The following is a 14,326-nucleotide window of genomic DNA, read 5'->3' on the forward strand; positions in this document are numbered from 1 at the left end:
ATCCGGCACATCAGCAGCCCCGCCATTGTAAAAGCCTACAAGTGGAATTTGGCAAACTGGCCATTCATTTGTCCGGCCTTGTCGGCCAGCCCCTGCAAGGTATGGCTGGCTTGTTGCAGCATGTCATCGTTTTCCAGCACCCGGCTGTTGATCTGCTCCGAGCTTTGCGCAATCAGCGTACTGGCATTGTGCTGCTCCTGGGTGGAATGGGAGATTTCCGACATCTTGCTCACCACGTCCTGCATGGAATGGCGGATGGACTGGATATTGGCCACCGCATCACGCGTCAGTTGCACACCGTCATTCACCACATGCACCGTGCGCTGGACGTCGTCCACCGCCTTGCCGGTTTCCGTGCGGATGGCGCTGACCATGCCGGCAATTTCCACCGTGGCCTGGGCCGTGCGTTCCGCCAGTTTGCGTACTTCGTCGGCCACCACGGCAAAGCCACGACCTTGTTCACCGGCACGGGCGGCCTCGATGGCAGCATTGAGCGCCAAAAGATTGGTTTGATCGGCAATATCGCGAATCACCTCGGTAATGCCGGAAATCTGCTGTGAGCGCTGCTCCAGCGCGGCCAGCATGCCTTCCAGCGCACACACCGACTGGCCGGTGCTTTCCATGCCGCTGGCCAGCTGATGCATGCCGTTGGCCCCGGCATCCAGGCCCTGGCCGGTACGGGTGGCCAGCACCGCGGCTTCACGCGCGTGGTCGGCAATCTGGGCGATGCTGACCGTAATCTGCTCCAGCGTGGCCGCACTGGCGGAGGACATATCGGAAATACCACGCGCCCGCTCGGCCACCTCGCCCACCTGCCCTGATACCTGGCTCACGCCCACCACCACCCCGCCGGCATCGTCGCGCAGCCCGCGGAACAGCCTGCTCAGCTGCTCGACAAACTGGTTGAAAGCCGTCGCCGTGGCGGCAATTTCATCCTGACCTGTTATTTTCAGCCGCAGGGTCAGGTCGCCTTCGCCGTGGGCAATATCCTGCATGGCCTGTTGCAATGCCACCAGCCCGCCCAGCATGCGTCCCAGCAGCACCCCGGCCAATGGAATCAGCAGCACGAAAATCAGCGCACTCAAGCCGGCCACGGTCAGCAGCAGGGTATTGAGCGGTGCCAGGATGTCAGCACGGTGCGTGGCGAGGCCAATCAGCCAGTCACTCCCCGGAATGCGCTGTATCGATAACAGCATGTCCTGACCATCCAGCTCCACCTGCTGCAGGCTTTGGCTACCCGCCAGCTCGGCCAGCCGGGCAGCATTCAGCGTTGGTGCCAGCGTGCTGATGGGCTTGAGCGTAAGCCCGGCCTGCGGATGCGCCAGGATGGTGCCCTTGCCGTCGGTGATGAAGGCATAGCCATTGCCCCTGACTTTCAAGGACAGTACCGACTGCACCAGACTGTCGACAAACACATCACCACCGGCCACACCGACTGGCTTGCCCCCTTGCAAGATAGGCGCCGCCACCGTGATGGTGAGCTTCTTGCTGGCTTCATCCACATAGGGTTCGGTCACCACCGGCTTGCCTGCGGCCAATGCCTGCTGATACCAGTCACGCGTGGTGACCTTGTAGTCGGCAGGTGCCTGCCAGTCATCGGAAAACACCGAGCGGCCATCGGCAAAACCCGCGTAATTGACATTGAAGCCAGCGCGCGCGCCCACTTTGAGAAAGCGCAGGGCATCGGCCTGTGTGGCCACCTCGGCCTGGGCGGCGATTTCCTGTTTCTTTTCATCCAGCCAGGTTTTCACCACGCTGCCCTGCCCTTTCAGCGCGGAGTCGAATTCATGGTTCAGGCCATTGAGAATTTCGCCGCGCATCTGGATGAATACAATCAGCACCAGCACCAGCCCGAACACCGCCATCAGCAAGGCATTGAATACAATAAGTTTACTGCGCAAGGATTTCATTTTTTCCCCCTGGCGAAAATGGTGATGTCCCAAGCATGAGCGCAAGCACTTTCTGGCAGCGGACACCTGGCTGCCAACAATCTTGACATTAAATTATGAAATACTTATTTACATTTTGATCCAGAACAGCAAAGCGGCTTTGCAGCAGGCGTGCAGGGTGCAAGAAAGAGGGGCAGGGAGAACGACAGGCAAAAAAAATCCCCTGAGGGTTCTCAGGGGCCAACACGAGGAAGAAACATCTGGCTGGGGTTGCCAGCTTGATGCTTCGAGGGGCTAACACCACAAAAGGTCTTGCGACCTTCAGTGCGATGCACAATTTAGCGCAAATGCTCTATTCTGTCCATTCAATTCAGCGGCTTAGACCCGCTAACAAAACCTCCGCGCCTGCGTTGCGCCTCCTTGCCGTACTTTCTGTACTGTCTGCGTCGGCGCGCCTTGGCCCGGGTTCTCTACCAGCGTTTGTCAGCAGCTGTCAGCACTCAAGCCCACTGATAATCCTTGAACATTTCACGCAGTTTCATCTTTTGCAATTTGCCGGTGGCGGTGTGCGGCAGCTCATCCAGGAACACCACATCGTCCGGCGTCCACCACTTGGCGATCTTGCCTTCATAAAAGCCGATCAACTCTTCGCGGGTCGCGCTGGCACCGGGCTTGAGCACCACCACCATCAGCGGGCGTTCATCCCACTTGGGATGCACCACACCGATGGCGGCGGCCTCGGCCACCGCCGGGTGTCCCACCAGGATGTTTTCCAGTTCGATGGAGCTGATCCATTCACCGCCGGACTTGATCACGTCCTTGGTGCGGTCGGTGATCTTCATGTAGCCGTCACGGTCGATGGTGACCACATCACCGGTATTGAACCAGCCGTCCTCGGTATGGGAATCGTCCAGCTCGCGTTTGAAGTAGCGGGACAGCACCCAGGAACCCTTCACCTGCAAATTGCCGAAGGCCACACCATCGTTGGGCAGCGGTTTGCCTTCGTCATCGACAATGCGGATGGCCACGCCGTAAATGGGACGGCCCTGCTTGGTTTGCAGTGCACGTAGTGTCGGTGTGTCGCAGCCGTTGTGCTTGAATTTGGGCGTACTGGTTGTGCCACAGGGCGACAACTCGGTCATGCCCCACAGCTGGCGCAGTTCGGCACCGTGTTCGGCCAGCTGGTCCACCATGCTTTCCGGGGCGGCCGAACCGCCGACAATCACCCGCTTGAGGCTGTGAATCTTCAGGTGGTTCTTCTGGCAGTGCTGCAACAGCATCATCCAGATGGTGGGCACGCCTGCCGCCATGGTGACGCCTTCGGTCTCGATCAGCTCGTACAGATTGACGCCGTCCATCTTGGGGCCGGGCAACACCAGCTTGGCCCCGTTCATGGTGCAGCTGTAAGGCAGGCCCCAGCCATTGACGTGGAACATCGGCACCACCGGCATGATGGCACCCTGGGCCGAGATATCCAGGCTGTCCGGCAGCGAACTGGCAAAGGCATGCAGCACGGTGGAGCGGTGCGAATACAGCACGCCCTTGGGGTTGCCGGTAGTACCCGAGGTGTAGCACAGGCTGGAAGCGGTGTTTTCGTCGAAGTCCGGCCACTGGTAGTGGTCGCTATGGCTGTTGACCAGGTCTTCGTAGCACAACAGGTTGTCCAGTGTGGACTCGCGCGGCATGTGGGCGCGGTCGGTCAGCAGGACAAAGTGCTGCACGGTGGTCAGTTCGGCGGCAATCTGCTCCACCACCGACAGGAAGCTCAGGTCGAACATCAGCACCTTGTCTTCGCCGTGATTGATGATGTAGCTGATCTGCTCGGCAAACAGGCGCGGATTGACCGTGTGACAAATGGCCCCGGAACCGGAGGTGGCAAAGTAGATTTCGTAGTGGCGGTAGCCGTTCCACGCCAGCGTACCCACCGTATCGCCATGCCCTACTCCCAGGCCGGCCAGCGCATTGGCCAGTTGCCGGCTGCGGCGTGCTGCCTCGCGGTAGGTGTAGCGGTGAATCGGGCCTTCCACGGTACGCGACACGATTTCACTGTCGCCATGATAGGTTTCGGCATGTTGCAGCAAGGCGGAGATCAGCAGCGGCTGCTCCATCATTTGTCCACGCATCTTGTTCCCCTCTATTGTCGTGGTTTGTGAGTCCATCAAAAGACCATATGCATTTCATGGCGAGGGCTCCAATCATATTTTCTGATGCAATCCGGAAAGAGCTGCTGATGAAAACAGATGTTTCCATTCATGACATTTGAAACATCCGAGCGCTTGCTTGGTTCATCAGTGGAGGAGATGCCGGACAGCAGCGGCATTGCGGCGAATGTGCAGCACAGGACGCGTGCTGCTTGCAGGACTGGCGCAAAGCCAGATGGAAAGCTTGTTTCCAGCTGGCAGATTTTCAGCTGTCATTTACATGCAACAGCTGATGCGTTTTAGCTTTTCACCGGCCGCTTGGCCAGCATGCGTTGCAAGGTGCGTCGGTGCATGCCCATGGAGCGGGCGGTGGCGGAAATATTGCCATCATGTTCGTTCAGCACCCGTTGCAGATGCTCCCAGGTCACACGACGCAGCGACATGGGCTGCGGGGATAATGGCAACTCCGGGTTGGCTGCCACTTGCTGGAAAGCCGCCAGGATATCCTCCACGCTGGCCGGCTTGGCCAGATACTGCACCGCGCCCAGCTTGGTGGCCTCCACCGCAGTGGCAATGCTGGCATAACCGGTAAGCACCACCACCGCAGCCTGCGGATAGCGCTGGCGCAAGTCCGGCAACAAGCGCAAGCCGCTTTCCCCTTCCAGATTCAGGTCCAGCACAATGCGCAGCGGCGGCTCATCGCGCAGCTGCAAGGCTTGCGCGCCGTCCGCCGCACATTCCACCCGGAAGCCACGCCGGCCCAGCGAACGCGCCAGCACGCTGCTGAAGGCCTCGTCATCATCCACCAGCAAAAAATCCAGAGCCATGCTCATTCCTCCAGCCGCAAGGGCAGGCGTACACAGGCGTGCACGCCCCCCTCCGGTCGGTTATCCAGGGTCAGCGTACCGTTCAGCCGCGCCAGCGTGGCATGGCTGAGCATGACGCCCAGCCCCATTCCCGCCGGTTTGTCGGATGTCAGCGGTGCCAGGCCGGCGCGTTGCAACTGCGCGGCAGACAGACAGCCCACCGGATTGATGATGTCCAGTTGCAGCCAGTTGCCGGATAGCGCGGCCGTCACTGTCAAGGCACCGCCGCCGGCTTCGGCTGCATTATTGATGAGGTTGAAAAACGCCGGCCAGAACGCGGCATCCAGCCGTACCTGCGGGTCCGGTCCGGCAGCAGCCTGCCATTGCAGCTGGACATCCGGCCGCAAGCTGCGCCAGCCGGACAGCTGCTGGGCCAGCGTGGCAAACAGCGGCTGGGCGGTATCGCTCTGGGCAATACCCTGCTTCAAGCGGCTGAGTGCCTGGGCACAACTGCCCAGCTGGGCGCGCATCAGGCGCAGATCCTCTTGCAGGTTCGCATCCGCCGCATATTGTTGCAGCATGTCATCCACCAGCAGGCTGAGGGTGTTGATGGGGGTGGACAGGGAATGCGCGGCACCGGCCGCCTGCATGCCCACTGCCAGCAGTTGTTCATCGCGCAACTGGGTTTCCCGTGCAGCGGCCAGCGCGGCCTCGCGTGCGGCCAGTTGACGGGCCAGCCAGGACACAAAGCTGGTGATCAGCAGCGCGGACAGGGCAAAGGTCAGCCACATCCCCACCAGATGCAGGGAAAAGGCATAGGCGGCATCACTGCCCTGCAAGGGCCAGGGCAAATGCCAGGCAAACAGCAAGGCATAGGCCAGCATGCTGAGCAGTGACAGTCCCCAGGCAAACAGCCCCGGCGACAACAAGGCGGCAAACAGCACCGGCGGCAAATACAGGGAGGCCAGCGGATTGGCCGCACCACCGCTGAAGGCCAGGCACTCGGTCAGCGCCAGCACGTCGCCAGCAGGCCCAGGCGCAGCATCAGCAAGGGCGAGCCATGACGCGTCACATTGCGGCCAAGGATGAAGTTGAACCCTGCCAGGGTGGCCAGCGCCTGCAACAGCAGCAGCCAGGGCAAACTCAGCCCGCTGGCCGCACACAGCAGCAGCAAGACAAGGCCGGCAGCCAGCATCAGCCAGCGCAAACGGGCAATCAGGCGCACCGCATCGGGCAGGTCCGCCACCAGGCGCGCGGAAGAAGATAATAATTGGGCCAGCATGGCCGACACTTTAGCATTCCACCGCCGGTTTGGTGGCTGCGACATAATGCCGCACCACCGTCTGCGCATGGCTCGTCGCCATCGCAACAGTCTGCTAGTCTTGCAACACTTTTTGTCGAACGCGTGCGGATGAAACATTTGAAACTTGCAGGCTGCGGCCTGACCCTGTTTATTGCGCTGGGGCCGCTGGTGGGCTTGCTGGCGACCGGCGTCATGCCCATGCTCGCCTACATGCTGGGTGCCTTGCCCGCGGCCTTGGCCGGAGTGTTGCTGGTGCTGTTGCGGCTGTCGCTGGAGGCCAGCATCAGCCAGTGGCAAACGCGCTGGCCGCGCTGGCGTCTGCTGTTGCTGGCTGCCTTGCCCGGCGCACTGATCGGCGGGGTCATCACCCTGTATTACAGCCGCTGGCTGCAACCTGCCTTGTACGACCCGGTGTTCAACTACTATGTGGGCGCAGTGGCCGGAGCGGTGTGCAATGCACTGTACTGGCACTTGCCTGCCACCAGCGCGGGTGGCAAGCCAGCCTGAGCAACTGGCTGCGACAAAAAGAAAGCCCGCCTGGTCGGGGCGGGCAATCACACCTTGGAGTGTGCCGTTACAGGGGGCAAAACCTGTCATCCGGCATTGCTTGCTACCTTAAAGCCCTTGACGGCCCATGACAATGCGACAGATTGTCGCAGCGACTCACCCCTGCTGCCGCAGCGTGACACGCAATCCGCCCTCATCCCGGTTGCTCAGTTGCATGCGCAGGCCGTGCAAGCTGGCAATGCGCTCGACAATCGACAAACCCAGCCCACTACCGGGCATTTCCTGCCCCGGCGGGCGGAAAAAACGCTCCTGCACCCGTGAAAGCCACTGGGCTTCAATGCCCGGTCCATTGTCCTGCACCACCACTGCGTCCGCCGACAGCAGTAGTTCGACCCGGCTGCCTGCCGGGCAGTAGCGCACCGCATTGTCCAGCAGATTGCGCAATAACAGCGTCAGCAAGGTGGCATCGCCGCTTAATGGCAATGCCGCTTCCGGGCTGGCTTGCCAGTGGGTTTCCAGCACCGTGTCTTTTGTGGCAGCGGCAGCAGTCACGTCGCTTAGCGCATCACGGCTGACTTGCTGCCAGTCCACCGGCTGACGGCTTGGCAATCCCTGCATGGGGTCCAGCCGGGAGAGTGCCAGCAGCTGCGCCAGCAGGCGGGTGGCGCGCTGTATGCCCAGCTGCAATTGCTGCAGGGCATGTTGTCGTCCGGCTTCGTCCGGCATCAGTGCCATCACCTCGGCCTGCACCTGCAGGGCGGCCAGCGGAGTGCGCAACTCATGGGCGGCATCGGCGGTAAAACGCCGTTCATGCTCCATGGCCTCGGCAATGCGGGCAAACAGGGCATTGAGTGCCTGCACCATGGGCAGCACTTCACCGGGCACGTTTTCCGACAATGGCGTGCTGTCCAGCGCACTGCGCCGGCCCAGTTCGCCAGCCACCTGCTGCAAGGGCCGCAAGCCTTTACGCACGGCCCACAAAATCAGCAACAACAGCACCGGCAGCCCAAGCAACCAGGGCAGCAGCTGCCCTTCTATTACCTTGATGACCACCTCATGGCGCAGCTTCTGTCGCTGACCGACGGCCACCAGTCGCGTGCCATCCGGCGCAGGCAGATAAAACAGACGCCATTCATCCTTGCCGTCCTCACCGCGCACGCTGTAAAAGCCACGCCGGCCGGCATCAAAGGTAAAGCGCCGCCCCTTGCCATCGCTCAGCAGCAGGTTGCCCTCGGCATTCCACACGGCAAGGCCGATGTCGTCGTCCTCGGCTTCACCGCGATCACCGCCACGGATCAGCTTTTTGGTTTTGGGCAGCAAGGGCAGGTCGTCACCATGCTCGCCCATGTTCACGATCAGCAACTGGCGGGCAAACAAGGTCAGTTGGGTATCGTACAGTTCGTCCACTTCGTGGTGCGCCACATAGGCCGCCACCCCGGTGGACACCAGCCAGATCAGGGGCACGGTCACCAGCAGCAGGATGGCCAGGCGCCGTTGCAAGGTAGGCTGGCGTGTCATGCCGGCTCACCCAGTGCATAGCCCACCCCGCGCTGGGTGCGGATGAATGCCGCGCCCAGTTTCTTGCGCAGGTGGTGCACATACACTTCCACCGCATTGCTTTCCAGCTCCTGCCCCCAGCCATACAGTTTTTCTTCGATCAGCTCGCGCGGCAGCACCCGGTCCTTGCTGGACAGCAGCAGCTCCAGCAAGGCCAGCTCACGGGCGGTCAGCTCCAATGGCACCTCGCCCAGCCAGGCCGTGCGCGCCACCGGGTCCATGCTCACCCGGCCATGACTCAGGCGATTGCTGGTCTGGCCGTGGCGGCGGCGAATCAAGGCACGCAGCCGGGCAGCCACTTCACTGAGGGCAAAGGGTTTGACCAGATAGTCATCGGCACCGGCATCCAGCCCCTTGAGCCGGTCATCCAGTGCATCACGCGCCGTCAATACCAGCACCGGCACATCCTGCCCGGCCTTGCGCCAGGCGGTCAGGATATCCATGCCGTCCATGCCCGGCAGGCCCAGGTCCAGCACCACGGCATCAAACGGGGCGGCAGTCAGTGCCGCCAGGCCTTCACGCCCCTGCCGAAACCAGTCCACTGCGAAGCCCAGCTGGCTCAGTCCCATTTTCAGGCCATCGCCAATCAGCGGGTCATCTTCCACCACCAGTATGCGCATGTTGATTTCCTTGTCTCTAACGCCATCACAGCCGACTGGCTGGCTTATTGCAACACGATCCCGCCCCCAAAAACCATGGCGCTGATCAAGCGAGCCCCAGCCTGGCTTGCACCAGTAAAGCACAACTGCCTTAAACCCGACTTAAACCGCCTGCGTCATGCAGCCGTCACCAAAGCCTCATCGCCCCGTCATCTGGCACATGCAGCATGGCGCTGTACACCACGGTAGAACGGACCCGATATGCAGCCCGCCACCGACACTGTCAGACCGCGCCACTACCGCGCCATCTGGATTTCCGACGTCCATCTGGGCACTGCCGGCTGTCGCGCCGACCATCTGCTGGACTTTCTCAAGCACAACGAATCCGACCACCTCTATCTGGTGGGCGATATCGTAGACGGCTGGCAGCTGAAGAAATCCTGGTATTGGAAGCAAAGCCACAACGACGTGGTGCAGAAAGTACTACGCAAGGCGCGCAAGGGCTGTCAGGTGGTGTACGTACCGGGTAATCATGACGAAGCCGCCCGTCATTACACCGGGCTGGATTTTGGCGGCATCGCCATCCGGCGCGAAGCCGAACATGTCACCGCCGACGGCAAGCGCCTGCTCATCATCCACGGCGATGAATTCGATGGCGTCATCCAGCACATCAAGTGGCTGGCCTATGTGGGCGACTCGCTCTACACCGTCATCCTGCAACTGAATCGCGGCTTCAACTGGCTACGCAAACAGCTGGACCTGCCTTACTGGTCGCTGTCGCAATACCTCAAGCACAAGGTGAAGAACGCGGTGAACTTCATCAGTGACTTTGAAAAAATCCTGGCCGGAGAAGCGCGCCGCCGCCATTACGACGGGGTGATCTGCGGCCACATCCACAAGGCGGAAATCCGCGACATCGACGGGGTACTGTACGGCAACAGTGGCGACTGGGTGGAAAGCCTGTCAGCCCTGGTTGAACATGCCGATGGCCGGCTGGAAGTGGTGTACTGGACCACGCTGCTGAGCCAGCCGGAAAAAACCAGCCGGAAAGTGCGCGCGTCCCAGGACAAACCGCAAGCAGGCATTGAACACAGCCCGCTGGGCCAACCCGGCATACCCGTCCCGCAGGCCCTGCAATACCACGACACCATCCCTTCGCAGTCCGACCCCAGCCAGGAGACCCCATGCGCATCCTGATCGTGACCGACGCCTGGCAGCCCCAGGTCAACGGCGTAGTCCGCACCCTGACCGAAACCTGCCGCGAACTGACTGCCTTCGGGCATCAGGTTGAAATGATCACCCCGCTGGAATTCCACACCCTGCCCTGCCCCACCTACCCGGACATCCGGCTGTCCATCCTGCCTTACCGCCAAGTGGCACAACGCATCGCGGCACTGGCGCCGCATGCCATCCACATTGCCACGGAAGGCCCGCTTGGTCTGGCCGCCCGCCGTTACTGCCTGCGCCACAAGCTACTGTTCACCACGGCTTATCACACCCGTTTTCCGGAATACATCGCCGCCCGCACCCGCCTGCCGCTATCCATCAGCTATGCCTGGATGCGTCGCTTCCACAATGCCGGTGCCGCCACCATGGTGCCCACCCAGTCCATTGCCGACGACCTGCGTGCCCGCGGCTTTGACAAGGTGGTGCTGTGGAGCCGCGGCGTGGACATCGGCATGTTCAGCCCAGGTGAACGTGACCGGCTGGAAGAAAGCCGTGCGCCGCGCTTTGTCTATATCGGGCGCGTTGCGGTGGAAAAAAACATCGAGGCTTTCCTGAAACTGGACCTGCCCGGCAGCAAATGGGTGGTGGGGGATGGCCCGCTGCTGTCCCGGCTGCAACGCGAATACCCGGAGGTCCACTTTGCCGGTGTGTTTCCCCAGCCCGAGCTGGCCCGCTTCTACCGCGCCGCGGATGTCTTTGTTTTCCCCAGCCTGACCGACACCTTTGGCTTGGTACTGCTGGAAGCCATGGCCTGCGGCACACCGGTAGCCGCTTATCCGGTAGCCGGACCGCGCGATGTGGTGGGCCACAGCGGCGCTGGCGTATTGCACGACGATCTGCGTCACGCTTGTCTGGAAGCGCTCAAACTGGACCGTGAGCATGTGCGGACCGTGGCCGAGCGATATTCCTGGGCTGCCGCCACCCGTCAGTTCGAGCGACACCTGCATCCCAATCAGCCAGCACAAGTGGCCAGGCTGGAAGCGCAGACCGGCTGAGTCGCCAGCCTGGCCTGCGTTGCAAAATCGCAGCGCTGGCCAAGCCTTCGCTGGCAAACAATCAGAACAATGGCATACAAAAACCTGCACCGGGACCGAAAAAAAACTTGAGTCCGCCAATGTCAGGCCTATACTGAAATCATTCAGTAACAGGGAGGGTTTGGGATGAGTCATTGGCCGGATTCCGACAACCTTGTTCACACCGGCGTTCAGAACCCATCGCCTTTTCAGGACTGATGGCGGGCAGTTCAAGCTTGCCCGGGAGCGCAGCAAGCGTCCATTGCGGATGCATCAGACGACAGGTAGTCGGTACGCCAGACACGAAACAACAGACTTTGCTAAAGCATGATGAGTAAACCGGGAAGAAATTCCCCTCTGCGTTGCCGTAACAGGTAGCGAGCATGATGTTACCGCCCAGACGAAACCGGGCAGCACTACCGTAACATCAGTTGTTTGAGGCTTATCTTGTGCTGTGCATACAGCCTGTTCTTTGGTAGACCTGCAAGGCTGCAGTCAAGAACATCGTTGGCAGACATGTTCGGGGCCAGGCAGGGTGAAGACTTGTATGTGATGTTTGCGTTATCCCGCAAATCCTTCTTTTCAAGCATGCAGTGACACACCACAGAGGGCGGCCGGTCAAGCCGCCCTCTTTCTATTCCTGCTTCTCTATCCCTGCGCCTGTTTCAACCTGTCGATCACCGCCCGCGCCAGATGCTGCGTACTCACCCCCGGCGAAATCACATCCGGCGTGGCAATGCCATCCTGCAGGGTCGCCAGAACCGCCTGTTCCACCCTCATGGCCAGATCAGCCCGCTGCCACCAGATGCGCAGCAACATGGCGGCACTGAGAATGGCCGCCAGCGGATTGGCAATACCCTGCCCGGCAATATCCGGGGCAGAACCATGCACCGGCTCGGCAATGGCGGCCGTCACGCCCAGATTCAGCGATGGTGCCAGCCCCAAACCACCGGCAAAAGCGGCGACCAGGTCTGACAGGATATCGCCGTACAGATTGGGCGCCAGCAGCATGTCAAAGCTTTCCGGAGACTGCGCCAGACGCATGGCCGCGGTATCCACCAGCATTTCATCCACGACAATTTCCGGATATTCCCGCGCCACCTCGCGGGCACAGTCGCGAAACAGGCCATCGGTGCGTGGCAGGATATTTGCCTTGTGGATGATGGTGATGCGCTGGCGGCCGGCATGTCTGGCCAGTTCAAACGCACTTCTGGCAACGCGGAGTGATGCAGTACGCGTGATGCGCTTGATGGCAACCGCCACTTCGCCATCGGACTGCTCGTCCCCAACGTAAAGGTCTTCGGTATTTTCCCGGACGATGATCAGGTCGATTCCCTGCCGGCACACTGTCAGCGGCAGGCTGAGCGTGGGACGGATATTGGCATGACAGCCGAGTTCACGCCGCAACTGGACAATGGGGGAGCGATACCCTTCAACCAGCTGCATGGGAGAACTCACCGCCCCGAAAAACACGGCACCACACTCGCGCGCAGCCTCCAGCGTCTTGTCCGGCAAGGCCTTGCCCTGGCGCCGGAAGGTTTCCCAGCCGGCATCGGCAAACACCAGTTGCAAACCTGGCAGCACCGCTTGCAGCACACCCACGGCAACGGGAACCACCTCGTGGCCGATCCCGTCTCCGGGAATCACACACAGCTTCATTGCTTGCTCCGCTTTCTGTCAGCAGGACAGCAGATTGTACGCGTCCGGCTTTGCACCATACAAAAAAAATGACATCAGAATGGCAAATCGGCATCTGGCTGTACACTGTCTGACAACAGCCGCCTGGCTACAGTTTTATGCACTAGCGCAGCGCGCAATACAATTCGCTGATCTAAATCAACGCATTGCTAAGAACAAACAGGAATAAACACAGCGGAAAGAAATCGTTAGGGCTGCCCCACTCTTTAAGGTAACATCCTGTTCCAGTTGACTTTCCCGCCGTATGCCCGCCATAGCATGCCAAAAGCTGTTGCAGGCTTTGCGTCGTGGCGATTTGATCATTATGTTTAATGACATAGTGAGAACAGCTAGCAATGTTTAGTCAAGCGTCCCTGAAAAGGGTAAAATCGCCGCAACCACTCATTCCTTGATTTCTATTGGATAGCGAGCAGCAATTTATATGTCCTCCCCCAATTTGACCGCTGAAAAGGTATTGTCGGTTCACCACTGGAACGACACCCTGTTCACCTTCACCTGCACCCGCGATGCCGGCCTGCGCTTCATCAATGGCCAATTCGTCATGATCGGCCTGGAAGTAAACGGCAAGCCGCTGATGCGTGCCTACTCCATTGTCAGCTCCAACTACGAAGAGCATCTGGAGTTTTACAGCATCAAGGTACAAGACGGCCCGCTGACCTCCAAACTGCAACACCTGCAAGTTGGCGACACCGTACTGATCAGCAAGAAGCCCACAGGCACCCTGGTACAAGACAACCTGCTGCCGGGCAAGAACCTGTATCTGTTGTCCACCGGTACCGGTCTGGCACCGTTCATGTCCATCATCAAGGACCCGGAAGTCTACGAGCGCTACGACAAAGTCATCCTGACCCACGGCGTACGCTGGGTGAATGAGCTGGGCTATCACGACTACATCACCAAAGAACTGCCGGAAAACGAGTTCTTTGGCGATATCGTGAAAGAAAAGCTGATTTACTACCCGACCGTTACCCGCGAACCGTTCCGCAATCAGGGCCGTCTGACCGACCTGATCACCAACGGCAAGATGTGCGCCGACATCGGCCTGCCGCAGCTGAACCCGGAAAACGACCGCGTGCTGATCTGCGGTAGCCCGTCCATGCTGCACGACCTGTGCGAAATCCTGAATGGCATGGGTTTCAAGGAATCGCCGCGTATGGGCGAACCGGGCGACTACGCCATCGAACGTGCTTTTGTGGAAAAGTGATTCCGCTTTTTCCTGGGAAATGACAAAACGCCATCCAGCCGGATGCGTTTTTCTTTGCCGGTACACCACGGCAGTGGCTCAGCGGAAATGGCAGATGCAAAAAAGGGAGGCCGAAGCCTCCCTTTTCTTATTGCGAGCCAGACGCTGACGTCTGATTAGTTTGCTGCGGAAGCCGGAGCGGCTTTCTTGGCAGCGTGCTTTTTAGCGTGATGTTTTTTGGCAGCGTGCTTCTTGGCCGGAGCGGAAGCGTCAGCAGCCTGGGCTTTTTGAGCGGAAGCTTCTACTTTCTTGGCAGTATGCTTTTTAGCGTGGTGCTTTTTGGCAGCCTTTTTAGCCGGTGCGGAAGCATCAGCAGCCTGGGCTTTCTGAGCGGAAGCGTCTA

At 60.1% G+C, this 14,326-nt stretch carries 13 protein-coding genes; 4 read left to right on the forward strand and 9 right to left on the reverse strand.

From position 1 onward, the window contains the following. Window positions 1–35: 35 nt before the first annotated feature. The 5 genes from AWT75_RS08595 to AWT75_RS22765 form a co-directional block, all read right to left on the reverse strand. Window positions 36–1,910, reverse strand: coding sequence for a methyl-accepting chemotaxis protein (locus AWT75_RS08595; protein ID WP_062788874.1), 1,875 nt, complete (start codon window positions 1,908–1,910; stop codon window positions 36–38). A gap of 479 nt (window positions 1,911–2,389) precedes the next feature. Further along, the gene (locus tag AWT75_RS08600; protein WP_062788875.1) at window positions 2,390–4,012 is read right to left on the reverse strand and encodes a 3-(methylthio)propionyl-CoA ligase; all 1,623 of its coding nucleotides are present in this window, start codon (window positions 4,010–4,012) and stop codon (window positions 2,390–2,392) included. Window positions 4,013–4,329: 317 nt separating this feature from the next. Further along, entirely contained in the window at window positions 4,330–4,857 is a 528-nt protein-coding gene (locus AWT75_RS08605) for a response regulator transcription factor (RefSeq protein WP_062788876.1), read from the reverse strand. A 2-nt stretch (window positions 4,858–4,859) separates the two neighbouring features. Next, window positions 4,860–5,855 (reverse strand): sensor histidine kinase, encoded by a 996-nt coding sequence (locus AWT75_RS08610; protein ID WP_239689520.1) that lies wholly within the window; start codon window positions 5,853–5,855, stop codon window positions 4,860–4,862. Continuing rightward, window positions 5,843–6,118 (reverse strand): hypothetical protein, encoded by a 276-nt coding sequence (locus AWT75_RS22765; protein ID WP_239689521.1) that lies wholly within the window; start codon window positions 6,116–6,118, stop codon window positions 5,843–5,845. Before AWT75_RS22765 ends, AWT75_RS08610 begins: the two co-directional genes overlap by 13 nt. Window positions 6,119–6,256: 138 nt before the next feature. On the opposite strand from AWT75_RS22765, the gene AWT75_RS08615 reads away from it, so the two are divergent. Continuing rightward, complete coding sequence (locus tag AWT75_RS08615; protein WP_153013275.1) at window positions 6,257–6,646, forward strand: hypothetical protein; 390 nt, start codon at window positions 6,257–6,259, stop codon at window positions 6,644–6,646. Between the two features lie 156 nt (window positions 6,647–6,802). Here the strand turns inward: AWT75_RS08615 and AWT75_RS08620 are convergent, their stop codons facing one another. Both AWT75_RS08620 and AWT75_RS08625 read right to left on the reverse strand, forming a co-directional pair. Beyond that, window positions 6,803–8,164 carry an ATP-binding protein gene (locus AWT75_RS08620; RefSeq protein WP_062788878.1) on the reverse strand — a complete coding sequence of 454 codons (1,362 nt, stop codon included), beginning with the start codon at window positions 8,162–8,164 and terminating at the stop codon, window positions 6,803–6,805. Then, window positions 8,161–8,823 carry a response regulator gene (locus AWT75_RS08625; protein WP_045846724.1) on the reverse strand — a complete coding sequence of 221 codons (663 nt, stop codon included), beginning with the start codon at window positions 8,821–8,823 and terminating at the stop codon, window positions 8,161–8,163. Before AWT75_RS08625 ends, AWT75_RS08620 begins: the two co-directional genes overlap by 4 nt. Window positions 8,824–9,063: 240 nt before the next feature. On the opposite strand from AWT75_RS08625, the gene AWT75_RS08630 reads away from it, so the two are divergent. Together AWT75_RS08630 and AWT75_RS08635 are read left to right on the forward strand one after the other, a co-directional pair. After that, window positions 9,064–9,999, forward strand: coding sequence for a UDP-2,3-diacylglucosamine diphosphatase (locus AWT75_RS08630; RefSeq protein ID WP_082696019.1), 936 nt, complete (start codon window positions 9,064–9,066; stop codon window positions 9,997–9,999). Further along, window positions 9,987–11,024: a glycosyltransferase family 4 protein gene (locus AWT75_RS08635; protein WP_062788879.1), complete on the forward strand. Its 1,038-nt coding sequence runs from the start codon at window positions 9,987–9,989 to the stop codon at window positions 11,022–11,024. The genes AWT75_RS08630 and AWT75_RS08635 overlap by 13 nt, the downstream gene beginning before the upstream one ends. Before the next feature lie 666 nt (window positions 11,025–11,690). On the opposite strand, the gene AWT75_RS08640 is transcribed toward AWT75_RS08635, so the two are convergent. Continuing rightward, window positions 11,691–12,701, reverse strand: a complete 1,011-nt coding sequence (locus tag AWT75_RS08640; RefSeq protein WP_062788880.1) for an isocitrate/isopropylmalate dehydrogenase family protein — start codon at window positions 12,699–12,701, stop codon at window positions 11,691–11,693. A 460-nt stretch (window positions 12,702–13,161) separates the two neighbouring features. Between AWT75_RS08640 and AWT75_RS08645 the strand changes: the two genes are divergently transcribed. Next, complete coding sequence (locus tag AWT75_RS08645; RefSeq protein ID WP_045846727.1) at window positions 13,162–13,944, forward strand: ferredoxin--NADP reductase; 783 nt, start codon at window positions 13,162–13,164, stop codon at window positions 13,942–13,944. A 155-nt stretch (window positions 13,945–14,099) separates the two neighbouring features. Here AWT75_RS08645 and AWT75_RS21670 read toward each other — a convergent pair. Next, window positions 14,100–14,326: hypothetical protein (locus tag AWT75_RS21670; RefSeq protein ID WP_204376909.1), on the reverse strand; the 227-nt coding region annotated here is incomplete at its 5' end.

This window comes from Aquitalea pelogenes, from assembly GCF_001515305.1.
GTDB classification, from domain to species: domain Bacteria; phylum Pseudomonadota; class Gammaproteobacteria; order Burkholderiales; family Chromobacteriaceae; genus Aquitalea; species Aquitalea pelogenes.

Bases quoted from the DNA above. Each gene is read 5' to 3' on its own strand.
- AWT75_RS08595 (WP_062788874.1), bottom strand. From the start codon at position 1,910: ATGAAATCCTTGCGCAGTAAACTTATTGTATTCAATGCCTTGCTGATG.
- AWT75_RS08600 (WP_062788875.1), bottom strand. From the start codon at position 4,012: ATGCGTGGACAAATGATGGAGCAGCCGCTGCTGATCTCCGCCTTGCTG.
- AWT75_RS08605 (WP_062788876.1), bottom strand. From the start codon at position 4,857: ATGGCTCTGGATTTTTTGCTGGTGGATGATGACGAGGCCTTCAGCAGC.
- AWT75_RS22765 (WP_239689521.1), bottom strand. From the start codon at position 6,118: ATGCTGGCCCAATTATTATCTTCTTCCGCGCGCCTGGTGGCGGACCTG.
- AWT75_RS08620 (WP_062788878.1), bottom strand. From the start codon at position 8,164: ATGACACGCCAGCCTACCTTGCAACGGCGCCTGGCCATCCTGCTGCTG.
- AWT75_RS08625 (WP_045846724.1), bottom strand. From the start codon at position 8,823: ATGCGCATACTGGTGGTGGAAGATGACCCGCTGATTGGCGATGGCCTG.
- AWT75_RS08630 (WP_082696019.1), top strand. From the start codon at position 9,064: ATGCAGCCCGCCACCGACACTGTCAGACCGCGCCACTACCGCGCCATC.
- AWT75_RS08635 (WP_062788879.1), top strand. From the start codon at position 9,987: ATGCGCATCCTGATCGTGACCGACGCCTGGCAGCCCCAGGTCAACGGC.
- AWT75_RS08640 (WP_062788880.1), bottom strand. From the start codon at position 12,701: ATGAAGCTGTGTGTGATTCCCGGAGACGGGATCGGCCACGAGGTGGTT.
- AWT75_RS08645 (WP_045846727.1), top strand. From the start codon at position 13,162: ATGTCCTCCCCCAATTTGACCGCTGAAAAGGTATTGTCGGTTCACCAC.